The sequence below is a fragment of the Pseudohongiella sp. genome (assembly GCF_040877505.1).
In the GTDB taxonomy this organism is placed as follows: domain Bacteria; phylum Pseudomonadota; class Gammaproteobacteria; order Pseudomonadales; family Pseudohongiellaceae; genus Pseudohongiella.
The window spans coordinates 205,485-229,124 of the sequence record NZ_JBBDNQ010000032.1; the positions used below are offsets into that span (position 1 = coordinate 205,485).

Annotated in this window: 22 protein-coding genes; 17 read left to right on the forward strand and 5 right to left on the reverse strand. The window is 57.5% G+C overall.

The window, feature by feature from the left end; all coding sequences use genetic code 11:
- Window positions 1–16: 16 nt before the first annotated feature.
- The 4 genes from hisH to putA all read left to right on the forward strand — a co-directional run bounded on the left by hisH (window position 17) and on the right by putA (window position 5,055).
- Window positions 17–670, forward strand: coding sequence for an imidazole glycerol phosphate synthase subunit HisH (hisH, locus tag WD071_RS12115; protein WP_368048643.1), 654 nt, complete (start codon window positions 17–19; stop codon window positions 668–670).
- Between the two features lie 85 nt (window positions 671–755).
- On the forward strand, window positions 756–1,517 hold the full coding sequence (gene hisA / locus WD071_RS12120) for a 1-(5-phosphoribosyl)-5-[(5-phosphoribosylamino)methylideneamino]imidazole-4-carboxamide isomerase (protein WP_368048644.1): 762 nt from the start codon (window positions 756–758) through the stop codon (window positions 1,515–1,517).
- Between the two features lies 1 nt (window position 1,518).
- The gene (gene hisF, locus WD071_RS12125) at window positions 1,519–2,298 is read left to right on the forward strand and encodes an imidazole glycerol phosphate synthase subunit HisF (RefSeq protein WP_368048645.1); all 780 of its coding nucleotides are present in this window, start codon (window positions 1,519–1,521) and stop codon (window positions 2,296–2,298) included.
- A 105-nt stretch (window positions 2,299–2,403) separates the two neighbouring features.
- On the forward strand, window positions 2,404–5,055 hold the full coding sequence (gene putA / locus WD071_RS12130; RefSeq protein WP_368048646.1) for a bifunctional proline dehydrogenase/L-glutamate gamma-semialdehyde dehydrogenase PutA: 2,652 nt from the start codon (window positions 2,404–2,406) through the stop codon (window positions 5,053–5,055).
- A 69-nt stretch (window positions 5,056–5,124) separates the two neighbouring features.
- On the opposite strand, the gene WD071_RS12135 is transcribed toward putA, so the two are convergent.
- From WD071_RS12135 to gpmI, 4 genes are all read right to left on the reverse strand, one after another.
- Complete coding sequence (locus tag WD071_RS12135) at window positions 5,125–6,102, reverse strand: divergent polysaccharide deacetylase family protein (protein ID WP_368048647.1); 978 nt, start codon at window positions 6,100–6,102, stop codon at window positions 5,125–5,127.
- Window positions 6,099–7,541 carry a S41 family peptidase gene (locus tag WD071_RS12140; RefSeq protein WP_368048648.1) on the reverse strand — a complete coding sequence of 481 codons (1,443 nt, stop codon included), beginning with the start codon at window positions 7,539–7,541 and terminating at the stop codon, window positions 6,099–6,101. Before WD071_RS12140 ends, WD071_RS12135 begins: the two co-directional genes overlap by 4 nt.
- Window positions 7,542–7,643: 102 nt before the next feature.
- Window positions 7,644–8,849, reverse strand: a complete 1,206-nt coding sequence (locus WD071_RS12145) for a murein hydrolase activator EnvC (protein WP_368048649.1) — start codon at window positions 8,847–8,849, stop codon at window positions 7,644–7,646.
- A complete protein-coding gene (gene gpmI / locus WD071_RS12150) occupies window positions 8,846–10,390 on the reverse strand; it encodes a 2,3-bisphosphoglycerate-independent phosphoglycerate mutase (protein WP_368048650.1) in 1,545 nt (514 codons plus the stop codon). Before gpmI ends, WD071_RS12145 begins: the two co-directional genes overlap by 4 nt.
- A gap of 169 nt (window positions 10,391–10,559) precedes the next feature.
- Here gpmI and WD071_RS12155 point away from each other — a divergent pair, with 169 nt between their 5' ends.
- On the forward strand, window positions 10,560–11,225 hold the full coding sequence (locus tag WD071_RS12155; RefSeq protein ID WP_368048651.1) for a rhodanese-like domain-containing protein: 666 nt from the start codon (window positions 10,560–10,562) through the stop codon (window positions 11,223–11,225).
- 63 nt (window positions 11,226–11,288) lie between these two features.
- Window positions 11,289–11,795: a protein-export chaperone SecB gene (gene secB, locus WD071_RS12160; protein ID WP_368048652.1), complete on the forward strand. Its 507-nt coding sequence runs from the start codon at window positions 11,289–11,291 to the stop codon at window positions 11,793–11,795.
- An 11-nt stretch (window positions 11,796–11,806) separates the two neighbouring features.
- Here secB and WD071_RS12165 read toward each other — a convergent pair whose 3' ends face one another.
- A complete protein-coding gene (locus WD071_RS12165) occupies window positions 11,807–12,271 on the reverse strand; it encodes a tRNA (cytidine(34)-2'-O)-methyltransferase (protein WP_368048653.1) in 465 nt (154 codons plus the stop codon).
- A 129-nt stretch (window positions 12,272–12,400) separates the two neighbouring features.
- Here WD071_RS12165 and WD071_RS12170 point away from each other — a divergent pair, with 129 nt between their 5' ends.
- The 11 genes from WD071_RS12170 to WD071_RS12220 form a co-directional block, all read left to right on the forward strand.
- Window positions 12,401–13,360 (forward strand): hypothetical protein, encoded by a 960-nt coding sequence (locus WD071_RS12170; protein ID WP_368048654.1) that lies wholly within the window; start codon window positions 12,401–12,403, stop codon window positions 13,358–13,360.
- Window positions 13,360–13,977: a hypothetical protein gene (locus WD071_RS12175; protein WP_368048655.1), complete on the forward strand. Its 618-nt coding sequence runs from the start codon at window positions 13,360–13,362 to the stop codon at window positions 13,975–13,977. The genes WD071_RS12170 and WD071_RS12175 overlap by 1 nt, the downstream gene beginning before the upstream one ends.
- Entirely contained in the window at window positions 13,974–14,651 is a 678-nt protein-coding gene (locus WD071_RS12180) for a hypothetical protein (protein ID WP_368048656.1), read from the forward strand. Before WD071_RS12175 ends, WD071_RS12180 begins: the two co-directional genes overlap by 4 nt.
- The gene (locus WD071_RS12185; RefSeq protein WP_368048657.1) at window positions 14,644–15,075 is read left to right on the forward strand and encodes a hypothetical protein; all 432 of its coding nucleotides are present in this window, start codon (window positions 14,644–14,646) and stop codon (window positions 15,073–15,075) included. The genes WD071_RS12180 and WD071_RS12185 overlap by 8 nt, the downstream gene beginning before the upstream one ends.
- Window positions 15,075–16,952, forward strand: coding sequence for a secretin N-terminal domain-containing protein (locus tag WD071_RS12190; RefSeq protein ID WP_368048658.1), 1,878 nt, complete (start codon window positions 15,075–15,077; stop codon window positions 16,950–16,952). The genes WD071_RS12185 and WD071_RS12190 overlap by 1 nt, the downstream gene beginning before the upstream one ends.
- A gap of 93 nt (window positions 16,953–17,045) precedes the next feature.
- Window positions 17,046–17,897 (forward strand): ExeA family protein, encoded by an 852-nt coding sequence (locus tag WD071_RS12195; RefSeq protein WP_368048659.1) that lies wholly within the window; start codon window positions 17,046–17,048, stop codon window positions 17,895–17,897.
- 60 nt (window positions 17,898–17,957) lie between these two features.
- The gene (locus WD071_RS12200; protein ID WP_368048660.1) at window positions 17,958–19,346 is read left to right on the forward strand and encodes a hypothetical protein; all 1,389 of its coding nucleotides are present in this window, start codon (window positions 17,958–17,960) and stop codon (window positions 19,344–19,346) included.
- A gap of 27 nt (window positions 19,347–19,373) precedes the next feature.
- The gene (locus WD071_RS12205) at window positions 19,374–21,152 is read left to right on the forward strand and encodes a GspE/PulE family protein (protein WP_368048661.1); all 1,779 of its coding nucleotides are present in this window, start codon (window positions 19,374–19,376) and stop codon (window positions 21,150–21,152) included.
- A gap of 18 nt (window positions 21,153–21,170) precedes the next feature.
- On the forward strand, window positions 21,171–22,460 hold the full coding sequence (locus WD071_RS12210) for a type II secretion system F family protein (RefSeq protein ID WP_368048662.1): 1,290 nt from the start codon (window positions 21,171–21,173) through the stop codon (window positions 22,458–22,460).
- A gap of 221 nt (window positions 22,461–22,681) precedes the next feature.
- A complete protein-coding gene (locus WD071_RS12215; protein WP_368048663.1) occupies window positions 22,682–23,278 on the forward strand; it encodes a type II secretion system protein in 597 nt (198 codons plus the stop codon).
- A 289-nt stretch (window positions 23,279–23,567) separates the two neighbouring features.
- Window positions 23,568–23,640 (forward strand): prepilin-type N-terminal cleavage/methylation domain-containing protein (locus WD071_RS12220; RefSeq protein WP_368048667.1); only part of this gene is annotated, 73 nt, incomplete at its 3' end.

The following is a 23,640-nucleotide window of genomic DNA, read 5'->3' on the forward strand; positions in this document are numbered from 1 at the left end:
CAGGACTCCCCCGATCATGAACAACGTAGCCGTCATTGATTATGGAATGGGTAATCTCCATTCCGTATCAAAAGCCGTGGAAAGCCTGGGCAGGGATATCAGCGTTGAGGTGACCAGTGATGCATCGCGTATTCTGGCCGCTGACCGCATTATTTTTCCAGGTGTGGGTGCCATCCGTGACTGCATGGCCGAAATTCGTCGACTCGGCGTCGATGCCATCGTCAATGAGGCGGTGGCACGTGGCAAACCGGTGCTGGCAATCTGTGTTGGCATGCAGGCGCTGCTGGACAGCAGTGAAGAGAATGGTCATGTGGCGTGTCTGGGCCTGTTGCCCGGATCGGTCAAACGCTTTGGTGGCGACAAAGGTCTGCTGGATGTTGATGGTCAGCGCCTGAAAGTACCGCACATGGGCTGGAACTGTGTGCAACAACAACGGCCACATCCGCTTTGGCACAATATCGCCGATAACAGCCGGTTCTATTTTGTGCACAGTTATTTTGTTGCACCTGCTGATGTTTCTCAAGTGGCAGGTATCACTCATTATGGCAATGATTTTGCCGCAGCGCTGAGCAAGGATTCCTTGTTTGCCGTCCAGTTTCATCCGGAAAAGAGTCAGCATGCTGGTTTGCAGTTGCTGAATAACTTCCTGCGCTGGGACGGCAGACCCTGAGACGACTGCGTCCCGATGCCATGCTGCTTTCAGAGCAGGCAGCCCGGGACCGGTCATTCGAAACCCGACAGTCAAGGTGTAAATAATGCTGGTAATTCCTGCAATCGATCTCAAAGACGGTCAATGTGTGCGTCTGCGCCAGGGCCGGATGGAAGACTCCACGGTGTTTTCTGACGACCCGGTCAAAACTGCCGGTCACTGGCGTGCGCAGGGCGCGCGTCGTCTGCATCTGGTTGACCTGAATGGTGCTTTCGCGGGCGAGCCGGTCAACGGTGCCATAGTGGAAGCCATCGCCAAAGAGTATCCGGATCTGCCTTTGCAGATTGGCGGGGGTATCCGTGACCTGGCAACCATTGAATACTACCTGGGCGTGGGTGTGAAGCATGTCATCATCGGCACACAGGCGGTCAGGCATCCGCCGTTTGTCGCCGAAGCCTGCAAAGCGTTTCCGGGACACATCATAGTTGGCCTGGATGCCAAAGACGGCTGGGTGGCCACCGACGGCTGGGCGGAAGTGTCCACGGTCAATGTCGTGGATCTGGCACAACGGTTTGCCAACGACGGCGTGGAAGCGATCATCTATACTGATATTGCGCGTGATGGCATGATGCAGGGCGTTAACGTGGAGGCCACTTTGCGTCTGGCGCGCGCCTCCACCATCCCGGTCATTGCCTCCGGTGGTGTCAGTCGCATGGAAGATATTGCGGGTCTGTGCCGTGTTGCAAAAACTGATACCGGAGCCGGCATCATGGGTGCCATTACCGGCCGCGCAATCTATGAAGGTGCGCTGGATCTGGCAAAGGCACAGGCCTACTGTGACAGCTACTTAAAAGATGGCGGAGCATAACATGGCACTGGCAAAACGCATCATCCCCTGCCTGGACTGCGACAAGGGTCGTGTGGTCAAAGGCGTCAAATTTCTCGATATTCGTGATGCCGGCGACCCGGTCGAAATTGCCAAACGCTACAGTGATGCCGGTGCTGATGAAATCACCTTTCTTGATATCACCGCGTCCAGTGAAGGGCGGGAAACCACGGTTAAAACAGTTGAGGCAATAGCCAGCCAGGTGTTTATTCCGCTCACTGTCGGGGGTGGCATCCGCACCCTGGAAGATATCCGTACCATGCTCAATGCCGGCGCCGACAAGGTGTCCATCAACACGGCTGCCGTCACCAATCCGGAATTTGTCCGCGAGGCCGCTCAGCGCTTTGGCTCGCAGTGTATCGTGGTGGCGGTGGACGCCAAAAAAGTCAGCACCGAGGGCGAGGCTGATCGCTGGGAAATTTTTACCCACGGTGGCCGCAAGCCGACGGGCCTGGATGCAATTGACTGGGTCAGGCGCATGGTCAGCTTCGGCGCTGGTGAAATCCTGCTGACCAGCATGGACCGTGATGGCACCAAAATCGGTTTTGACCTGGCGCTCAACAAAGCGGTCAGTGACGCCGTGGACGTGCCGGTGATTGCCTCCGGTGGTGTTGGCAATCTGCAACATCTGGTTGACGGCGTGCTCCAGGGCGGCGCCGACGCCGTGCTGGCCGCCAGCATTTTCCATTTTGGCGAATTCAGTATTCCGCAGGCCAAGCAGTATATGGCTGAGCAGGGCATCACCATGCGGCTGGATATTTGACAAGCTACCTCGCTAACGCTTGTCTGTCCCTTTAACGACAGTTGTTGCAGATATGTATGTTGGTTGCGTAAAGTAGGGTTTTGGATTTCCGTCCGGAGGTTCACTGTGCGCTACTTTGCTTTACCGCTGGTTTCAATGCCCGCTTATCAGGCGGTGCGCAAAGCCTATCGCGTTGATGAAACATCGCATGTTCACCGGCTGTGCCGCGCACTTAATGACTCCCCGACCGACAAACAAGGTATCGGTGAACAGGCTGGTCAGCTGATAGAAACGGTGCGCGCCAACCGTACCAAAGGGTCGGGCGTAGATGCCCTGATGCAGGAGTATCAGTTGTCCAGCCAGGAAGGCGTGGTGCTGATGTGTCTGGCAGAAGCCTTGTTGCGAACGCCTGATGAGGCGACAGTCGACCGCTTGATTGAAGACAAGCTGGGAAGCGGCGATTGGCAAAGCCATCTGGGTCAAAGCGAATCCCTGTTTGTTAACGCCTCGACCTGGGGGCTGATGCTGTCGGGTAAAGTCATCCATCCGGTCATGCAGGCGGACCAGGGCAACAGCATTTTTCGGCGCTTGTTGCAGCGCGCCGGTGAACCACTTGTGCGTCAGGCGGTTCGCCATGCCATGCGTATCATGGCCCGGCAATTTGTCATGGGCCGCACTATCGAGGAGGCTCTGACGCGTTCACATACGTCCGAAGCAGGGCATTACCTGCATTCATATGACATGCTGGGCGAGGCCGCGCGTACCCGTGCTGACAGTGTCCGCTATCTGAAGGCATATACCGCGGCTATTCACGCCATCGGCGCGACGGCAGTCGGTCTGGGCCCGATAAAAGCGCCGGGTATATCCATCAAATTGTCGGCTTTGCACCCGCGCTTTGAGGTGTCCCAGGCCGGCCGTGTCATGAAAGAATTGATACCACGATTGCTGGAACTGGCGAAGCTGGCAAAGCATTATGATATCGGCCTGACCGTGGATGCCGAAGAGGCGGATCGCCTGGACCTGACATTGGCGGTTTTTGAACAGGTGGCATTGAATCAATCACTGGCTGGGTGGCAGGGCCTGGGGCTGGCGGTGCAGGCGTATCAAAAGCGTGCCTACGATCAGATTGACTGGCTGGCGGATCTGGCAGTCCGGGCGGAACGACGTTTGATGATTCGTCTGGTTAAAGGCGCTTACTGGGATACCGAGATCAAGCGCGCCCAGGAGCAGGGTCTGAGCGCTTATCCTGTGTTCACCCGTAAACAGAACACCGATGTGTCCTATCTGGCCTGTGCACAAAAACTGCTTGTCCATAACCGTTTGCTCTACGCCCAATTTGCTACCCACAATGCCTACACGGTTGCAGCAATTCTGGAATACACTCGCGAAAATAAGAGATCTGCTGCCAGTGATTCTGCCGGCATGGATTTTGAGTTCCAGCGTTTACACGGCATGGGTGGCCCACTCTATGAGCAACTGATTACTGGTAAAGACTCCGGACCTGAATGCCGTGTGTATGCACCGGTAGGCAGTCATGAAGACCTGTTGCCCTACCTGGTGCGTCGTCTGCTGGAGAATGGCGCCAATACCTCCTTTGTCAATCGTATTCTGGATGACAACACGCCGGTCGCGGCGTTGGTGCAAGACCCGGTTGCGCAGGTGTTGTCCCTGTCGCAGATACCGCATCCGCGCATTCCTTTGCCGGTGCGTTTGTATCCTGATCGTCGCAATGCTCAGGGAGTGGACCTGTCCAGCTTCGCTGCGCTGGAAAAGCTGCAGACACAGTGGCCGCGATCCGGACTGGCACCAGCGCCTGCCGATGCGGGCGATAAAGAAATTGACCAGGCGCTTTCAATGGCGGCCAAAGCATTTGCAGACTGGTCGGCAGCGGATGTCGGGTATCGTGCCGACTGTCTGGAGAATATGGCTGAACTGCTGGAAGCTCAAATGCCTCAGCTGATCGCCTTGTGTACAAAGGAGGGCGGAAAAACAGTTGCCGACGGCGTAGCTGAAGTGCGTGAGGCAGTAGATTTTTGCCGTTATTATGCCGTGCGTGCCCGTCAGGATTTTCAGGCCCGTGCCCTGCCGGGACCAACCGGCGAAGACAACCGGTGGCAATTGCGGGGCCGGGGTGTGTTTGTCTGCATAAGTCCGTGGAATTTTCCGCTGGCAATATTCCTGGGTCAGGTGACAGCGGCACTGGTAGCAGGCAACACGGTTGTAGCCAAGCCTGCCGAACAGACGCCGCAGGTGGCTGCCGCTGCGGTTGATCTGCTGCACCAGGCCGGTATACCGCGCGATGTTTTGCACCTGATTGTTGGCGGCGCCGAGACCGGCGCCCGTCTGGTCGGTGACAAGCGCGTTACCGGTGTCGCGTTCACCGGGTCCACTGATGCCGCGCGCGCGATCAACCAGAACCTGGCGGCCCGCAACGGCCCGATAGCGACGCTGATTGCGGAAACCGGCGGGCTTAATGCCATGCTGGTAGATTCATCGGCCTTGCTGGAGCAGGTCGTTGCCGATGTATTGCAGTCCGGGTTTCAAAGTGCAGGGCAGCGATGTTCCGCGCTGAGAGTGTTGCTGGTGCAGGAAGACATTGCCGACGAGCTGACGGAGTTGTTGGCGGGTGCCATGGATGAGCTGAGTATTGGCGATCCGGCGGACCTGTCGACAGATGTGGGTCCGGTAATTGACGCCGATGCGCTCGCCATGCTGCACAAACATATCGACTATCTGGACAGCAACGCCTCGCTGATGTCGATGGATGCAGATAGCTAAATCAGGGCTTTTTATGGCTCAAGGCTGTTTATCGCTCAGGGCTGTTTATCGCTCAGGGCTGTTTATCGCTCAGGGCTGTTGTTCCCGCTCAAGCAGGGCGGAGGCCGACACCAGGGTGATGTCGTGCTCGGGCAGGGTCAGAAGGGCCTGTTCCAGATAATCCAGCGTGGCCGGATAAGGGTGTCCGATGGCGACTGCGAAGCCCTGCTGCCGGGCAATGTCCAGGGCCCGCTGGAACTCCCGGTCGATGGCTTCCGGCGTGGCTTCATTATCAAGGAAGACATGGCGCTTGAGAGAAGGTACCTGAAGCTCGATGGCAGTTTCCCCGGCTACGCTGTTGCCGGTGGTCATGCTGTCAACAAAAAACAGGCCTTGTTGTTTCAGCTCACGCATGACCCACTGCATGGGTTGTACCGCTGCGGTCAATTCACTGCCGGTGTGGTTATTGACGCCGGCAATATGCGGGATGTCGGCAATCGCAGCGCGCAGCGTGTTGATGAACTCTTCCTCCGTCAGTGTCAGTGTCAGGCCACCTTCGCCCAACGCCATACCCGCGAGGTTGCTCATGGGGGCATGTAGCATCACTTCTTTGCCAGCCTCGTGCGCCATGTTTGCCAGCGTTTGACCGTGTGGCGTGAACGGCAGCACCGCGTAGGTGACGGCGCCGGGCAGATTAACCGCGCGCTCACCGGCAGCTGCGTTGTTGCCGATATCGTCCAGAATGATGACCAGCCGGTTGCCCACAAGCGCTGGCGCATCAACGGCGACCGCATCGGTTTCATCAATAACCGGTCCGGCTGACTCTGCTTCGGCAATAACCGGCTCGGTTAAATCTGTCACGACAGGTGTATCATCTGGCGCGGCTGAGGCTGAGGCTTCGGTCTCAGTTGTGCTGTCTGTCAGCTGCTCAGACTCACCGCCATCAGCCAGCGTCACGACCAGCACCAGACCCAGCAAAAGTGCAGCTGCCAGGGCGATGTGCGTATTGCCGGGTTGCGCAGCAAAACGCTGCCAGGCATTTTTGACGGTGTCGAAATGAGTTTTCATTCGTCGTTTTGTCGTCGCTGTCGTCCGCTTTCCATGATGTGCCAGCCCTTGAGCAGGGTCAGGGCCTCATTCAACTGATAATCGCTGACCACAATCTGCTCCGAGCTGGTGACAGGTCGGGGTGTGTCGCTTTCAGCTTCTGATTCGTCAGTTCCGGGCAGATGACCTTCCAGGTCGCGTTCGGAATAGATGCCGCGCCGGGGCATGCGCCGGGTCACCAGGGCTTCGTCGACGACAATATCGGGCTCAATGCCCTGCGCCTGAATTGAGCGGCCCGACGGCGTGAAATACAGTGATGTGGTCAGTTTCAGGGCGCGCTCATTGTTGAGCGGCAGCACCGATTGCACCGACCCTTTGCCAAAGCTGCGCGTGCCCATGATGACCGCACGCCCCTGGTCCTGCAGTGCCCCGGCAACAATTTCCGCTGCCGATGCCGAACCGGTATTGATCAGCACTACCAGCGGTATGCCCTGGCTGGGATCGTCGGCAGTGGCGTAAAAGTTGCCGTCAGAATCGTCAAAGCGGCCTTCGGTATAAACAATCTGGCCGCCGGAGATGAAAGCATCAACAACCTGCACGGAAGCCTGCAGGACGCCGCCCGGATTATTGCGCAGATCCAGCACCAGGCCGTTGAGTGTGTCATTTGACGCTCGCAGGTCTTCCAGCGCTTTGACAACCTCCGGGCCGGTGTTGGTGCGGAACTGGGCGATGCGAATGTAAGCGTAGCCTGGCTCCAGCATTCGGTGGCGAACGCTGGAGGCGGAAATCACTTCACGCGTGAGGGTAATGTCGATGGGTTCGGATTCAGTGTCACGCATAAGGGTGATATCGACGTCGCTGCCAGGTTCGCCGCGCAGCAGCTCAACGGCATCATTGATAAGCATCTCGCGCACCGGTCTGCCGTTGATTTCGACGATCAGGTCGCCCGGCATGACGCCGGCTCTGGCGGCCGGGGTATCATCCACCGGCGTGATGACTTTGATGTAGCCGTCTTCCTCGCCGATTTCAATACCCAGTCCGCCAAACTCGCCTTCAGTGCTTTCCTGCAGATTGTCGTAGTCATCTGCGCTCAGGTAAGCGGAGTGAGGATCCAGCCCGGCCAGCATGCCACGGATGGCATAATCGATCAGGGTCTTGTCATCAATGTCGGATACATAAGCGGTGCGGATGGCCTCCAGCGCCTCGGCAAACAGTCTGACTTCCTCTATCGGCAAAGGTCGCGTTGATTCGGTTTCAGAGATGTTGTTGGTGCTGTCATCAGCGGGTTCAATTTCATCAAGCGTGATGACATCGAGGTCAGGATCATTGGTTGGCTGAGACATGGCGCTTCCGGCATGGGTCAGTGCCACCATCAGGGCGCCAAGCTGCAAAGTGCTGCGTACGGCGCAAACGAAGCCGGTGCGGCGGCGATGGTTAAAAACTGCTTGTGTTGACAACATGTCTGCTCCTGCGATCCTGTATCTGATTTGAGACCGGCCTGACCGGCATTCTATGCGCTTGGCCCGGCGCTGGGTAGTGATTGATGGTAGCGCCATGGTCGGTTATCTGCTTGATGGTGTCAGCCAGTCCTGTGGATTCAGCGTCCTGCTGTTTTGCCTGATCTCGAAATACAGCCCCGGGCTGCCGTTGCCTGCATCGCTGCCCGACAGGGCCAGGGCCTCGCCCCGGTTGACCCAGTCGCCACTGTTTTTGGTGAAAGCCTGCACCTGAGCATACAGACTGATGAAACTGTTGCCATGATCGACCACGATCAGATTTCCAGAGCCGCGCAACCAGTCGGCGAAAACCACACGTCCGTTGTGCACGGCCCTGACAGCACTGCCGGTTTCCGTGCCAATGATAATGCCCTGCCGTTGCAGACTGCCGCCATAACGTTCACCAAAACCGGCAAGCAGCGGCCCATTTACCGGCCAGGGCAACTGGCCGCGTGCCCCAGCGAAGGGCATGGCGTCTTCCGGCGAGGGGATGTCTACGATAATACGGTTTATCTCGTCTATCAGTTCCTGCAAATGCGCGCGGTCGCCCAGCAGTTGTTCCAGCTCATTGCGACGGGTGGCCATGTCGGCGTTGAGGCTGGCGATAAGCAGGGATCGTTCCTGCTGACTGCGCTCCAGTTGCTGCCGCTGTTGTGTCAATGCCGCATTGGACTCTGCCAGGGTGGTCTGTGCCCGGTCGATCCGGTTGCGGGTCTGTTCCAGCTCCGCCAGGATCTGCCGGAACCGGCGGATCTGCTGCAGGCGATCTTCGTTGAAGGCGTTAAAATAGACCAGCATGCGCTGGGCAGTGGAGGGATCCTGTTGCATCAATAACAATTGCAACTGGCTGTCGCCGCCGCTGAGGTAACCTGCGCGCACGGCGCGGGCGACAATTTCCCGCTGGGCTTCGCTGTCGGCCAGCAATGTCTCCTGCTGCCGGCTCAGAGTGCTGAGCTCTGCGTCCAGGCCGTCGATGTTTCGCTGATTGTCGGCAATGTCACCGTTGATGGCATCAATGCGCTGATTGATTTCGCTGAGCGCGGCTTCCTCGCTGGAACGCTGGTTGCGTGCTTCCTGCAACCAGGTTTCGATCTGTCCGATGCTGTCATTGATGGCGGCAAGTTGTGCTTCGGTGTTTTCCTGCTGCGCCGCGACGGGAAATACCGCGGCGGTCAGTGCCAGCAACAGGGGCGCAAACAAGTGACACAGCCGCAGCCGGGCCGGTAAACGGTATCTCCGGGTGTTTGTCAGGCGTGCAGCGTGTGCGTTCATGGTGCCATCAGTATATGGCCGGTCATCTCCGCAGGCACCTCCAAATCCATGAGTGTGAGCAGGGTCGGCGCAATGTCGGACAGGGCGCCGTCCCGGGTAAAGCGCCATTTCCGTTCACCCACATAAAGCAGAGGTACCGGGCCGCTGGTATGCGAGGTCAGTGCCTGCCCGGAGGTGGCATCCATCATCTGCTCGACATTGCCATGGTCGGCGGTAATCAGGCATTGGCCGCCGGTATCCCGGATCGCCTGCATCAGGCGGCCCAGGCAGATGTCGAGGGTTTCGACAGCCTTGACGGCCGCATCGAAGTTGCCGGTGTGGCCGACCATGTCGCCATTGGCATAATTGCAGATAATGGCATCGTACTTGCCCGAACGGATGGCTTCATCCAGTTTGTCGGTGACTTCGGGGGCGCTCATTTCCGGTTTCAGGTCGTAGGTGGCGACATCCGGGGACGGTACCAGAATGCGCTCTTCGCCTTTGTATGGTTGTTCGCGTCCGCCACTGAAGAAGAAAGTGACATGCGCGTACTTTTCGGTTTCAGCGATACGTAATTGCGTGCGGCCCTGGTCGGCCAGGTACTCACCCAGGCTGTTGTGCAGCGTCTGTGGCGGGTAAGCACAACTGGCGAACTGGCGCAGGTCTCCGGAGTACTCCGTCAACATGACAAACTCGGCAAGGTCGGGCGCGGATTTGCGCTTGAAGCCGTCAAAGTCCGGGTCGACAAAGGCGTTGGCCAGCTGGCGGGCGCGATCGGCCCGGAAATTCATGAACACGATGCTGTCGCCGTCAGTGATGGGCACGGCGTCGCCAATTCGGGTGGCTTTGACAAATTCATCGTCTTCATCCCGGGCATAGGCATTGGTCAATGCCTCATCCACCGAGTCTGCCTGGTAGGCGGATTCACCCAGGGTGATCAGATCGTAAGCGCTCTGCATGCGATCCCAGCGTTTGTCGCGGTCCATGGCGAAATAGCGCCCGATGACCGAGACGATGCGGCCCAGCCCGGCATCAGCCAGCGCTTTTTGTGTTTTCTGCAATGACGCCATGGCACTGCGCGGCGGCATGTCGCGGCCATCCAGGAAAGCGTGCACATATACCTGTTTGACGCCTGCATCCTGTGCGAGTTTGATCATCGCCAGGATGTGGTTTTCATGGCTATGGATACCGCCGGGTGAAAGCAGGCCCATGATATGCAAGGCTTTGCCATTGGCAGCAGCCTTGCGTGCGGCCTGTGCCAGGACGTCGTTGGTAAAGAAGTCACCGGTCTCGATGGCTTTGTCGATCATGGTCAGGCTTTGATAAACCACGCGGCCGGCGCCCAGGTTCATGTGGCCCACTTCCGAGTTGCCCATCTGGCCGCTGGGCAGCCCTACGTCGATGCCAGAGGTGGTAATCAGGGTGTGCGGGCATTGCTGCCAAAGCTTGTCCCAGACCGGTGTATTGGCAGCGGCAATGGCGTTGGAGTCGGTGTCTTCGCGATACCCCCAGCCGTCGAGAATCAGGAGCAGGGCGGTGCGACGAGGTGTGGTAGCAGTCATGAATAAAAACATCCTGTGGTTTGGCGTGGTGCTACAGATGGCCATATTATCGCGGAATACGTGGCAAAGTACCATTGCCGGGCTCAGCCGTGTATACTTCGCAGCCTTGTAATGCCGCATCTAAACACCACCATAAAACATATCAGGATATTTCAGGGCTTTAGACGTCATGGAGCAGTATTTAGAATTTATCGGTAACAACCTGATACTTGTGGGTATCTGGATCGCTCTGGTGCTGGCGCTGATTTTTCATCGCAGCAAGACCGGTGCGCAGGCCGTGGGGCCTCAGCAGGCGGTAATGCTGATCAACCGGAATGATGGTGTGGTGCTTGATATCCGCGAGAAGAAGGACTACGACACAGGCCATATTGTTGATTCGGTCCACATCCCGCACACAAAGCTAAACGCAGAGTTTGCAGGGTCCGATAAAGAGTTGAGCAAGTTGAAGTCGCGACCCATCATCGTGGTCTGCAAGATGGGGCAGCACTCGGGTGATGTCTGCAAGATGCTGCGCAATGCCGGCTTCGAGCAGGTTGTAAGGTTGCGCGGCGGCATGGCCGAGTGGCGGGCGCAGAATCTGCCGCTGGTTCAGAAGGATGACAAGGTAAAGGCGGAAAAAGCCAAGAGCTCTGATAAAAAGAGCACAGGTAAAAAGAAATCCACCAAACCACCCAGGCCCCGTAAAAGTGGCAAGCCGGTCGACGCAGATTCATCCGGGGCGGCGCCGATTGCTCACACAGGCGGCACGAATGAAGTAGAATCGGCCGAGTCGCAGGCCGGGATGCCCGCCGGGCAGGACGATGTCGAGCCCGGTAGCAAGCAGAGCGAAAAGTAAGTGCAACACCTTGATTTTTAATATTATTCATAAACGACACAACGCAAGAGAGACTGTTTTATCATGGCAGAGAACGAAAACAAGCAGAATGGTAACGCGGCCGCCGCTCAGGGCGACCAGCAACAGGGTCCGATGTTTGCACTGCAGCGCATCTATCTCAAGGACACCTCTTTCGAGTCCCCCAAGAGCCCGGATGTATTCAAGGGGCAGTGGGCTCCCAAGATCACCTTCAACCTGAATACCAGCAACGAGAAACTGGCCGACGGCGTTTACAACGTGGTTCTGCGTCTGACTATCGAAGCCAAACAGGAAGAGGAAATTGCTTTCCTGGTGGAAGTACAACAGGCCGGTATCTTCACGCTGGATCGTTTTAACGATGCAGACCTGGAGCGTGCGCTGGCCACTGTGTGCCCGAACATCCTGTTCCCGTATGCGCGTGAAACCATTGATGCGCTGGTTGTGCGTGGCAGCTTCCCGCCCGTCATGCTGGCACCGGTGAATTTTGATGCCGTGTATGCCCAGTCAAAAGCACAGAAAGAGCAGCAAGGCCAGGCAGCGCCGCAGGCCTGAGCTTGATTGAACTACGCCAGACCCGGGAAACCGGTCTGGCGTAATGCCTCATACAGGCCAATGGCCACTGAATTGGATAGATTCAGGCTGCGGCTGTTGGTCTGCATGGGTATCCGCACGCGCTGATCTTCCGGCAAACTGTTGCGGATTTCTATCGGCAACCCTCGCGTTTCCGGTCCGAACAACAATCCATCACCATTCTGATAGTGAATATCCGAGTAGCTCGCGCTGGCTTTGGTAGTGAATGCTAACAAACGGCCCACGTCCGATTCTGCGACGAACTGCTGCCAGTTCTGCCAGCGTCTGACCTGGCTCATTTCCCGATAGTCCAGACCTGCGCGCCGCACCCGTTTTTCATCCAGATCAAAACCCAGTGGCTCGATAAGATGCAACAGCGCACCGGTATTGGCCGCCAGTCGGATAATGTTGCCGGTATTGGGCGGGATCTCGGGTTGGTATAAAACGATATGTATCAAGGTGGGATTCTGTTTATCTTGTGAATTCGACCCCAAATATACCCCTGAAGCCAGCTTTTTACTATAGAATCTGGCTACTTAAGCTTTATAATTCAACAATTTTGAGCACTTGGGAAAGAGGGCGTTTTTTTGCTGGCATGGTTTGGGAACAAAAAGCGCGCCGAGGGCATGGTCGGTTTGTCGATCAACGATGAGCGAATTGCGCTGGCTCACATCACGCGGAAGCGGGAAGACGTGTTTCTGGAGAAGTGTGTTCGCGAGGCGCTGTCGGCTGGCGGCCGGGATGGCATGAAAGGTGTGCGCGACAGACTGCCGGCGCTGGTTGACGAGTTGGGGTTGTCCGGCACCAACTGCAGCTGCCTGCTGTCACCCAGGGATTACAACATATACCTGGTGGAGGCGCCGGAGGTCGAGCCGGACGAAATGCGCTCCGCTGTTCGCTGGAAAATCAAAGATTTGCTCGACATGCCGATAGAAGAAGCAGCGATTGATGTTTTTCCGCTGCCTGAAGACGCATTGCGCGGGCGAAGCCCGATGATTTATGCCGTGGCAGCCAACAAGGCCCGGGTTGAACAGATGATTGAGGTAGTGGATCGCAGTGGCATGACGCTGGACGCCATCGATATCCCCGAGATGGCGATGCGCAATCTGACGGCGACTTTTGCTGATGACAGCAATGGCCTGGCGTTCATCGCGCTCAAGCAAAGCGGCAGCACGATGAATCTGAGCCGTGAGGGTCAGCTGTATCTGACCCGCCGGATCAATACGCCGGTCGCGGCGGATGCCTTGTTGCAGGACGACTGGGAAAGTCTGCGGGACCGTCTGGCGCTGGAGATTCAGCGATCCCTGGACTACTACGAGAGCCAGATGGGACAAAATCCGATCAGCAAGATACTGATGGCACCGCGACAATCGGACACGGATACCATGACCACAAGCCTGACGGACGCGCTGGCAGCGCCCATTGATGTGTTCAATTTCGCCGACCGCCTGCCGTCGTCGGACAGCATTTCGGCCGAGCTTAAGGGTGCCTGCATGATGGTGATCGGAGCGGCGCTGCGCATCGACAGTGAAGGGGCTGGCAACTGATGATGGCCACTCAGCAAGTCAATCTGTTTCTGCCCGAGCTGCGTCCGAATCGGGAGTGGCTGACCGCCATCCGGCTGGGCAAAACAGTGGCGGTGGTGCTGTTGCTGATGGTGCTGCTCAGTGCCTGGAACTACTGGCAGCGCTCGGTGCTGCGGGCAGAGATGGCGGTAGCTGAGGCTGAACTGAGCGCGCAAACCCAGCGTACTGAGCAGATTGAGCGCGACGCCGCCAGCCGCAGCAGCAATGAATCACTGCTGCGCGATATTGCTACCCGGGAAACCCGCCTGCAGCAGTCACAAGAGTTGCTGGAGTTTTTGCGCAACACCACCCTGGGCAACAGCACCGGCTATTCGGAATACGTGAAGGATCTGTCGCGAGCCTCATTTGATGGTATCTGGCTGACCGAATTTCGCATATCCGGTGGCACTGACAGCGTGTTTTTGCGCGGTAACGCCTTGCAGACCGCCATGGTGCCGGACTATGTCGGTCGCCTGAGTGGCAGTCAGAGTTCGCTGCAGGGTCGTTTGTTCAACCGCCTGCAAAGCAATCGTGTGACGTCACCGGCTACCGCAGGCGGCGGCGAATTGTATGAATTTGTACTGGAGACGCAGCGATGAACAGGTTGCGTCTGCAATGGCAGGAATGGCGGCAACGCTTTGATGACCGTAAAAAGTCGGAAAAATGGATTATCGCCACGCTGCTTGTTGCGCTGCTGGTCTGGCTCTACGTTGAGCTGCAGTTGTCGCCGCTGAGCGCCGAGCGGACAACGCTGGCGCAACAGATTGCATCATCGCAGACACGGCTGCTGGCCATGCAGTCACGCGAGCAGATTGCCATACAGAGCGCGCAGGAGGACCCTGATCGCGCCGCCAATGACCGGCTTGCCAGACTGATCCAGGAACAGCAGCGTGCGTTGGGCGAGATTGAAGGACTGGCTGGCAATCTGGTGACGCCTTATGCCATGACCCAGATGTTGACCACGGTACTGGATCGGCAGCCGGGTCTGGAGCTGGTCAGGGTTGAGAACAAGATGCCGGAACCCATGCGGACCGACAGTCAGGTCAGTGGTGACGGTGACGAAGAGCCCATGGCACAGGTCTACAAACATGGTCTGATCATCGAAATGCAGGGCGACTATTTTTCCCTGCTGAATTACCTGACCTATCTGGAGAACCTGACGGAGCGGTTTTTCTGGGACCAGGTGCACTACCAGCAATCTACCTGGCCGGACGCGACCATCATACTGGAGCTGCATACCCTGAGCACAGAAGAGGGCTTTGTCGGTGTTTAACGTTCATTGCAAGCGCGTACTGATATTGATAATGGGTTTGCTGGCGCCCGCGGCACTGTTTGCGCAGACTGCGCAGTCACCGGCAACGCAGTCGTTCGACGGGGAAGTATTGCGCGATCCGACCCGTCCGTTCGCGGTGACCGGCGCCTCGCGCGGCTCGTCCGGCAATGCTGTCGACGGTGACCGATCGCTGTCACTGGCAGGCCTGGCGCAACGTAATTTCACCGTGACGTTCATTCGTGACGGAGGCTCATCGCCGATGGCGGTGATCAATGATCAACGGGTCACGCTGGGGGATCTGGTTGAGGGTGCCACCGTGGTGGCAATTTCATCAGATGCAGTGACTTTGTCTGTTAATGGTCTGGAGCAGGTAATCAATACCTTTGGGCCGACGGTAAAAGAAGTTTCAGGTACGGAGTTTTGATGCTTAGACTGACGACACAACTTTCTGCTGCCCGATGGCCGCACCGGACAGGGGTTAAGCCCTGTCTGCTGATGCTGCTGGCGCTCGGCCTGGCAGCATGTGAAGCCACCGGCGCACGTCCGGCGCCGGATACCCAGCTGCTCGATAATATGCAGGTCATTCTCGATGACGCCGAAGCGACCAACAGGGCTGCTGAACTGGCCGTGCCATCGGCCGAGCAGTTGCAGGCGCTGGTACCGGACATGTCGCTGAGTGATGAACTGATGACCCCGGTGGCGGATCGCTTTAATGTGGTTGCCAACCGGGAAAACGCCAGTGACTTCTTCAACAATTTAGTAGCCGGCACTGATTATGGCGTGGCGGTCAGTCCGGAGGTCGAGGGTGAAATCAGTATCAACCTGCCCAACGTGACCATCGACGAAGTCATGATCGCGATGCAGGAAACCTACGGTTATCAGATTCGCCGTCAGGGCAGCATCTATCAAATCCAGCCACCCGGGCTGCAAACCCGGATATTCAGCATTGATTACCTGAATGTCAGTCGCTCCGGCAACTCCACAGTTTCGGTCACCAGTGGCAACTCAGGCGGTGGTGGCGGCGGTGGAATTGGTGGTGGTATCGCTGGCGGCCTCGGCGGCGGCATAGGTGGCGGATTCGGCGGTGGCGGGTTTGGTGGCGGCGGTCTCGCTGGTGGCCTTGGTGGCGTTGGTGGTGGACTAGGCGGCGCTGCTGGTGGTCTGGGCGGTGGCGGGGGTGGCGCCGGTGGTGGTGGCGGCCAGGTCAGCACCCAGACGGAAACCGATTTCTGGAATGACATCAAAACCACGCTGGAAGGCATGATCGGCATCAGTACCAGTGAGAACAACAACAACGGCAACAATGCCGGCAGTGGTTTGCTGGCCGGACTCGGTGGCGGCACCACAGCATCCGCCAGTCGCAGTGACTCCGGAAGAAGCGTGGTGGTGCAGCCGCAGGTGGGTCTGCTGATGGTAACCGCCTCGCCCGATGAACTGGAGCGTGTGCAGGCCTACATTGATCAGGCGCAGGATATACTGAGTCGCGAAGTCACCATTCAGGTGCAGTTCCTGGAGGTGATCCTCAACAAGGGTTTCCAGTCTGCGATCGACTTTGACACCTTCGGTCCGGGCGGGGAGAATGGAACAGATAACACCATAACAGCCGAGTTCGGCGCGGATGGTGGCAGTTTGATCGACAGTATTTCCAATCCGGTGTCGATCGCCACCAACTTTACTGACTTCAGTGCCGTGTTCAGACTGCTGGAGTCGCGTGGTACCACGCAGGTGTTGTCCAGCCCGAGCCTGAAGGTCATGAATAATCAGAAAGCGGTGTTTCAGGACGGTGACCAGGAGTACTTCCAGACCGGTGTTGGCTCCAATGTCACCAGCACAGGGTCAACCGTGACTGAGTCGTCGCAAAACGATATTCAGCCATTTTTCTCCGGTATCTCCATGGACATAACGCCGCAGATCAGCGCTGACGGCATTATCACGCTGCATGTGCACCCGACCATTACCACGGTATCGGAGCAGACCAAGTCAATCGCCAACCAGCAGGTGCCGCTGGCACGCACATCGACACGCGAACTGGACAGCGTGATCAGGGCGCAGGATGGCCGTATCATCATTCTGGGTGGTCTGGCCTATGAGCGCGCCATCGATGATGCCGCCGGTCTTCCCGTCGCCTCGGATATTCCGATGATCGGCGGCGTGTTTGATCAACGCCGACGCAGCACTGTGAAGAGTGAATTTATTATTCTGCTGCGACCAGTGATTGCCAATACGCAGTCGGAACAGCGCCTGCTTCGCGACCGCAGCGACCGACTGCGCAGCCTGAATCAGGAACTCAATCCTTTTTAAAACGGACACGTAACCCATTTTATGTATCTTGAGCACTTTGGACTGAAGGAATTGCCGTTTTCGCTGACCCCGAACACGGAGTTTTTCCTCAATATGGCAAGCTACCACAAGGCATACAATATGCTGATGGTGTCGATTGCCAATCGCGAAGGCTTCATCAAGGTGGTTGGCGAAGTCGGTACCGGCAAGACCATGCTGTGTCGCAAGGTGCTCAACTCCCTGGAGGAGAACCCCGATACCTACATCACCGCGTACATCGCCAACCCGGTGCTGAGTCCGAAGGGGCTGTTTCTAGCATTCGCTGAAGAGCTGAGTATCGACGTCAACTCTGATGTCGGTCATCACAGTCTGTTGAAACGTATTACCAAGGTTCTGATGACCCACGCCGCCGAAGGGCGCCAGGTAATACTGTTCATTGATGAAGCCCATGCCATGCCGGAGAAGACGCTGGAGGCACTGCGCCTGCTGACCAATCTGGAGACTGAACAGAGCAAACTGTTCCAGGTGGTGCTGTTCGCGCAGCCGGAACTGGATGAGATGCTGAGAGGAAAGTCCCTGCGTCAGCTTCTGCAGCGTATCAGTTTCTCCTACAAGCTTGAGGCGCTGGATCGTGACGGGGTCGAGCGATACGTCAGTCATCGACTGGCCACTGCCGGTTACAACGGTCCGGCAATATTCAGCGGGGCTGCGCTCAATGATCTATATACCGCATCGGGGGGCACGCCACGAATCGTCAATGTGTTGTGCCACAAGGCCTTGATGGTGGCGTTTGGGCGTGGGGAACGCAACGTTGATCGCGAACATGTGCGCAAAGCTATCGAGGACACGGAAGGTGTCGAACTGCCCAAGACCAGTATGACGCTGATGTCAGCGGCCGGCATTTTTGTGGGTCTGGCCGGCGTGGCACTGGCCATCTATCTGCTGAATTTCTATCTGCAAAACTGAGAGTCCTGCGACTGAGAAGAGCCAAGAGTAGACCATGACAAGTAAGGTGATACAGAAAACATGAGCCTGGTGAACGACATGCTGCGCGATCTGGACGCCCGGCGGCGCGATGCGCCTGCCCGGGGTGTCGGCGCAGAGAAACTGGTGCCAGCAGCGGAACAGCCGGCAGAACCGGCCCGGCGTCCGATCCGGCTTTGGCTATGGCTGACGCTGGCAGTGGCGCTCGCGGTGGTGATAGTCGCCTACCTGTTGTTTACGCGCGACAGCGGACAATTGCCAGCCGTAGCACTGACGAATCCGGCCGCACCGGCGTCGTCAATAGCAGAGCCCTCAGCGAGGTTTTCACAAGAGCCCTCAGCGAGGTCTTCACAAGAGCCCTCAGCGGGGTTTTTAGAACAGCCCTCAGCGAGGTCTTCAGAACAGTCCTCAACACAGCCATCCGAGTCGGCGGCCACCACGCTGGCGGCCAATGAGCGTTCTGCCATGAACGCGGCGGTGAGTACTGAGCTGGCAGAAATGTCCGCGCGGATGCGTGAACTGGAAGCACAGAACCAGGCATTGTTGCGTGCGCAGCAGCAGTCGGCGCCCTCACCGACCAGCGTGCCGCAAGCGAACGATACCACGTCCGCACAGCAAGACTGGCAGCCTCGTCAGTGGACACCGCAGGCTGATGCCGACGCAGCCCGGGCGACAGCAGACAGAGCCCCGGCAGACGCGATGATGGCAGAAGCGCCAGCTGTCCCAATACGCAGCACGGACGCCCGTCCCGCTGTTGCGGGCGAGTCGGCGCAGCCACCGGCACAACAGCCGCCGTCGGGTGCAACAGAAGCGGCCCGCGCCACGGTGCGCAGTCCGCGTGAGCTCAGCTTTGCCGACACCGACCGTTTGCGCGTGCAGCAGGCGCTGGAACAATGGAATGGTGGCCAGCAACTGGCGGCGCTGCAGTCCCTGGACAGCTTCACCTACGAATTCCCGGAAGCCCATCAGTCGCGCGAAATGCTGGCAAAATTACTGATTCAACAAGGTGAACCCGAGCGCGCCATGCAGGTGGCCGACCTGGGCCTGACCATTGCGCCGCGCCGCAACGGCTACCGGAAAGTCAAAGCCAGATTGTTGCTGAATGAGGGGCAGGCCGCTGAGGCTGTGTCTCTGTTGACGAGTGGTGCGCCATCAGTATCCGATGATGTTGAGTACCATGATCTGCGGGCAACCGGTTTGCTGTCCTCTGCTGCCTATGGCGAGGCAGCGGCTACCTATCAGTCACTGCTGGAAACTGATGAACAACCGGGACGCTGGTGGTATGGTCTGGCCGCATCACTGGATGCGCAAGGGCGATCGGGTGATGCCGCGCAGGCTTACGAGGAGGCGCTGCGACGTGAAGACCTGAGCGCCGCGCTGCGGCAGGGCAGTCAACAACGGCTACAGGCCATTCGTCAGGCGCAGCCCTGAACAACGTATGACGGTAAGGACAGGCACATGGCGCTAAAGCAGAAAATCAGGATCGGCGACCTTCTGGTTCAGAACGGCGTTATCACTGAAGCCCAGTTGCAGCAGGCGTTGACCAAACAGAAGGCCAGCGGGCAGCGCCTGGGTAAAATGCTGATCAGCCTCGGATATGTCGGTGAAGATCAGTTTCTGGAGTTTCTCTCTGAACAGCTGAATATTCCGTTTGTTGATTTGCGTCGTTACCGCTTTGATCTGGATGTCGTGCAGCGTCTGTCGGAAACGCATGCGCGTCGGTTCCGCGCAATCGTGCTGTCGGAGAAAAAAGGCGAACTATTAGTGGGCATGGCCGACCCGACTGATATTTATGCCTTTGACGCCCTCGAGCGCATGCTGCAGCAACCAGTGCAGCAGGCCGTGATACGGGAGAGCGAGCTACTCAACACACTGGACCTGGTCTACCGCCGTACAGATGAAATTGCCGGTTTTGCCGAAGAGCTTGATGATGAGCTGACTGAAGGCCAGTTCGACCTGGCGTCACTGACACCCGCGGCCGACGACAGTGATGCTCCGGTGGTCAAACTGTTACAGTCCCTGTTTATGGATGCGGTGCAGGTGCGGGCCTCCGATATTCATATTGAACCTGATGAAAATGTACTGCGTATCCGGCAACGTATTGACGGGGTACTGCAGGAACAGATTGTTAAAGAGCGGCGCATTGCCCCGGCGCTGGTGCTGCGCCTGAAACTGCTGGCCGGGCTGGATATCTCCGAAAAGCGCCTGCCGCAGGACGGTCGTTTCAGCCTCAAGGTCAAGGACCGCCGCGTTGATGTGCGATTGTCCACCATGCCGATTGAATACGGCGAGTCTGTGGTCATGCGTTTGCTGGACCAGACCGATGGTGCCACCGACCTGGACAATGTCGGTATGGCGCCGGAAATGCTGGCACGGTTCAGGAAACTGATCCAGATGCCGCACGGCCTGATTCTGGTCACTGGTCCTACCGGTTCGGGTAAAACCACAACGCTTTATGGTGCGTTGCAGGAACTCAATGAAGTCGGCAAAAAAATCATCACCGTGGAAGATCCGGTGGAATACCGCCTGTCGCGCATCAATCAGGTGCAGATAAACCCCAAGATTGGGCTGGATTTTTCCCGGGTGCTGCGCTCCGCCTTGCGCCAGGATCCGGATATCCTGCTGGTGGGCGAGATTCGTGATCAGGATACTGCGGAAATAGCGTTGCGGGCCGCCATGACCGGTCACATGGTATTGTCGACGTTGCACACCAATGATGCGGTTTCCAGTGCCATGCGCCTGATTGACATGGGCGCGGAAAGCTTCCTGGCGGCAACGGCAATACGCGCCGTACTGGCGCAGCGTCTGGTCCGCAGGTTGTGCGATAACTGCGCCACCGACTACCTGCCAAAACCGCGTGAACTGGCCTGGATTGGCCATGTCATGGGTGATGACATGCGCGCCGAATCAGACATCAAGCTGATGCATCCCAGCGGCTGTCATCGCTGCAACAATACCGGTTACCGTGGCCGGATTGGTGTTTTTGAGCTGCTGGTGCTCAACGATGATATGGCTGATGCGCTGCGCCGTGCTGACTCGTCTGCGTTTGTTAAAGCGGCGCGCGTCAGCAAAGGCTATCGCCCGCTTGTTGTCAGTGCCATGATGGAAGCCTTCGACGGGGTCACCAGTCTGGAGGAAGTGTACCGGGTGGCCGAGCAGATTGATGAAAGCGGCGACTGGGTTTTGAATGAACATCGTCAGGACGAGCTGCTCGCTGCGTCAGACAACGAACTTTAAACTGTAGCTGGCTAAAAGATGCCCCATTATCAATACAAGGCCCGCAATACCGTGGGCGCCCTGGTCAACGGGGCCCTGGAAGCGACGACACTGGATGCCGCCGCCAGTGAGTTGTTGGGTCAGGGCATTACGCCTATTGATATCCGGCAGACCAGCGGCCGACCGAAAACGGACAAGGCCGCCAGCACATCTGGTCGGACAGGCCGTCCGCGCGCCGGTGCAAAACAGCAAAATGGTTTCCAGCAGCTCAATGATGCGCTGATGGGCAAAAAAATTGATGCCAATGAACTGATCATCTTTGCCCGCCAGATGCGCAGTCTGACCAAGGCGGGTATGCCGCTGGACCGTGCGCTGACCGGCCTGCAGGCTTCGGTGAAAAACCCGAAATTCCGCGACTTGCTGCAGGAAGTTCAGCGCAGTCTGGAGTCGGGTCAGAATCTGGCGACGGCGCTGGGTCAGCATCCCAAAGTGTTCTCGCCCCTGTTCCTGTCCATGGTTGACGTGGGCGAAAACACCGGCCGCCTGGATCTGGCGTTTGAGCAGATCGGGCGTTATCTGGAGCTGGACAAGAACACAAAGAAGCAGGTCAAAAGTGCCACCCGCTACCCCAGCTTTGTGCTGGTGACAATTGCGGTCGCACTGGGGGTGATTACCTATTTTGTCATCCCCGCCTTTGCCGATACCTTTGCCCGCCTGGGGGCGGAGCTGCCCTTCGAGACGCGTCTGCTGATCGGAATTTCCGATTTTGTGGTGCAATGGTGGCAGTTTTTGATTGGTGGCAGCGTCGCGTTGTACTTTGCCTTCAGAACCTGGGGCAGATCCCGCCGTGGCGGGCTGATCTGGGACAACAAAAAAATGTCCCTGCCGCTGATCGGCCCGGTATACCAGCGGGTCGCGCTGGCGCGATTTGCCCGCACATTTGCCATGGTGATGAAGGCGGGTGTGCCCATCGTGCATGGCATGGGGGTGGTCGCGGGCGCGGTCGGCAACCGGTTTATTGCCCGGCGCATCCTGAAAATGCGGGAAGCCATTTCCCGTGGCGAGTCACTCTACAATGCAGCACTGGCTACCAACATGTTTTCGCCACTGGTGTTGCAGATGATTTCTGTCGGTGAAGAGAGCGGCACCATCGATCAGTTACTGGAAGAAGTGGCTGACTTTTATGACGCCGAGGTGGAATACGACCTGAAACGACTGGGCGAGGCCATTGAACCGATTCTGATCATGGTCATTGGCGCCATGGTACTGGTGTTGGCGCTGGGCGTGTTCCTGCCGATCTGGGATCTGAGCAGTGCGGCCTCGCGTTAAGGCGGGCAGATTGGAAAGGACAGGCGGAGCGGACTGGATAGGCGAAGCAGTCTGGATAGGCGAAGCGGTCTGGATAGAAAGCCCGGGTAAATTTCGGGACAGTTTGCCAGCTGCCCGGCGGTAAAAAGGCCCATTTGGGGCAGATATAGCCGTGTTTGCATGGAGATAACGGGTACGGCTTGTTAAGCTGCGCCCTCGTTCAGTCACTCGCCGGATAGCTGATGAGATCACCCCTGACACGGTGCCAGTCAACACCTGTGCCGCGCGGCGTACGCCGTCAGCGGGGCTTCTCGATGTTCGAGATGGTGGTTTATATCCTGGCCGCGTCAATCCTGTTTGCGGCGGCCTTCAATCGCTACCGTGATTTTCCGGGTGAAGCCGAACGGGCAAATTTTACCGCGATCCTGGCGCAGCTCAATGCCACCGTGAATCTGCAAATGATGCGCCTGATTGCATCGGGCACCTGGAATGACGCCGGCCAGATGGAAGGTCGCAACCCGATGGACTGGTTGCTGACGGCGCCGGGCAACTATGTCGGGGCATTTGCCGGCATCGATGAAGCGACGCTGCCGCGACGTATCTGGTACTTCGATACCTCGCGTGGCCAACTGGTGTACCTGGCTGATGACGCATCCAATCTGTACCTGTTGCAGAACGGGCAGCGAATAGCCACTGACAGCATACGATTTGGTATTAGCAATGTGTATGGCTCGGATGCCGGGTCTGCTGGCGGCAACTGGCAGGGAATTGTACTGGCGCCGGTGGTACCGTACGAATGGCAGGCTGTCGAGCTGGAATTGCAGACCATCCAGCCCTGACAGATGCCCGTGCCAGCGATGTAACTGCCTGTTATGGCAGGTTTTTGAGGCTTGCGGGAGAGAATGGGAAAGAGTAACAGAGTCAGATGGGTAAAAATCGGGACAAAATGGAATATTTGGGGTCGCTTAGCCTTGACACCCATAGAATACGGGGCGAGCGGTTGCTAACATTGTTTCCAAGGTACACGCAGATAGTGCAAGTTCGAGTAACACAACATATTTGATTTTTGGCAATTGAACCGGGCAACTTGTGAAGCCCTCAAGCAGGAGTAGGAAAATGAACGTACAAATGAAAGCGAAACAGCAAAAAGGTTTCACAATCATCGAACTGGTGGTGGTGATTCTGTTGCTGGGTATTCTGG

Coding starts and splice junctions, on each gene's coding strand:
- hisH (WP_368048643.1), top strand. CDS start 17: ATGAACAACGTAGCCGTCATTGATTATGGAATGGGTAATCTCCATTCC.
- hisA (WP_368048644.1), top strand. CDS start 756: ATGCTGGTAATTCCTGCAATCGATCTCAAAGACGGTCAATGTGTGCGT.
- hisF (WP_368048645.1), top strand. CDS start 1,519: ATGGCACTGGCAAAACGCATCATCCCCTGCCTGGACTGCGACAAGGGT.
- WD071_RS12135 (WP_368048647.1), bottom strand. CDS start 6,102: ATGAAAACTCATTTCGACACCGTCAAAAATGCCTGGCAGCGTTTTGCT.
- WD071_RS12140 (WP_368048648.1), bottom strand. CDS start 7,541: ATGTTGTCAACACAAGCAGTTTTTAACCATCGCCGCCGCACCGGCTTC.
- WD071_RS12145 (WP_368048649.1), bottom strand. CDS start 8,849: ATGAACGCACACGCTGCACGCCTGACAAACACCCGGAGATACCGTTTA.
- gpmI (WP_368048650.1), bottom strand. CDS start 10,390: ATGACTGCTACCACACCTCGTCGCACCGCCCTGCTCCTGATTCTCGAC.
- WD071_RS12155 (WP_368048651.1), top strand. CDS start 10,560: ATGGAGCAGTATTTAGAATTTATCGGTAACAACCTGATACTTGTGGGT.
- secB (WP_368048652.1), top strand. CDS start 11,289: ATGGCAGAGAACGAAAACAAGCAGAATGGTAACGCGGCCGCCGCTCAG.
- WD071_RS12175 (WP_368048655.1), top strand. CDS start 13,360: ATGATGGCCACTCAGCAAGTCAATCTGTTTCTGCCCGAGCTGCGTCCG.
- WD071_RS12180 (WP_368048656.1), top strand. CDS start 13,974: ATGAACAGGTTGCGTCTGCAATGGCAGGAATGGCGGCAACGCTTTGAT.
- WD071_RS12190 (WP_368048658.1), top strand. CDS start 15,075: ATGCTTAGACTGACGACACAACTTTCTGCTGCCCGATGGCCGCACCGG.
- WD071_RS12195 (WP_368048659.1), top strand. CDS start 17,046: ATGGCAAGCTACCACAAGGCATACAATATGCTGATGGTGTCGATTGCC.
- WD071_RS12200 (WP_368048660.1), top strand. CDS start 17,958: ATGAGCCTGGTGAACGACATGCTGCGCGATCTGGACGCCCGGCGGCGC.
- WD071_RS12205 (WP_368048661.1), top strand. CDS start 19,374: ATGGCGCTAAAGCAGAAAATCAGGATCGGCGACCTTCTGGTTCAGAAC.
- WD071_RS12210 (WP_368048662.1), top strand. CDS start 21,171: ATGCCCCATTATCAATACAAGGCCCGCAATACCGTGGGCGCCCTGGTC.
- WD071_RS12215 (WP_368048663.1), top strand. CDS start 22,682: ATGAGATCACCCCTGACACGGTGCCAGTCAACACCTGTGCCGCGCGGC.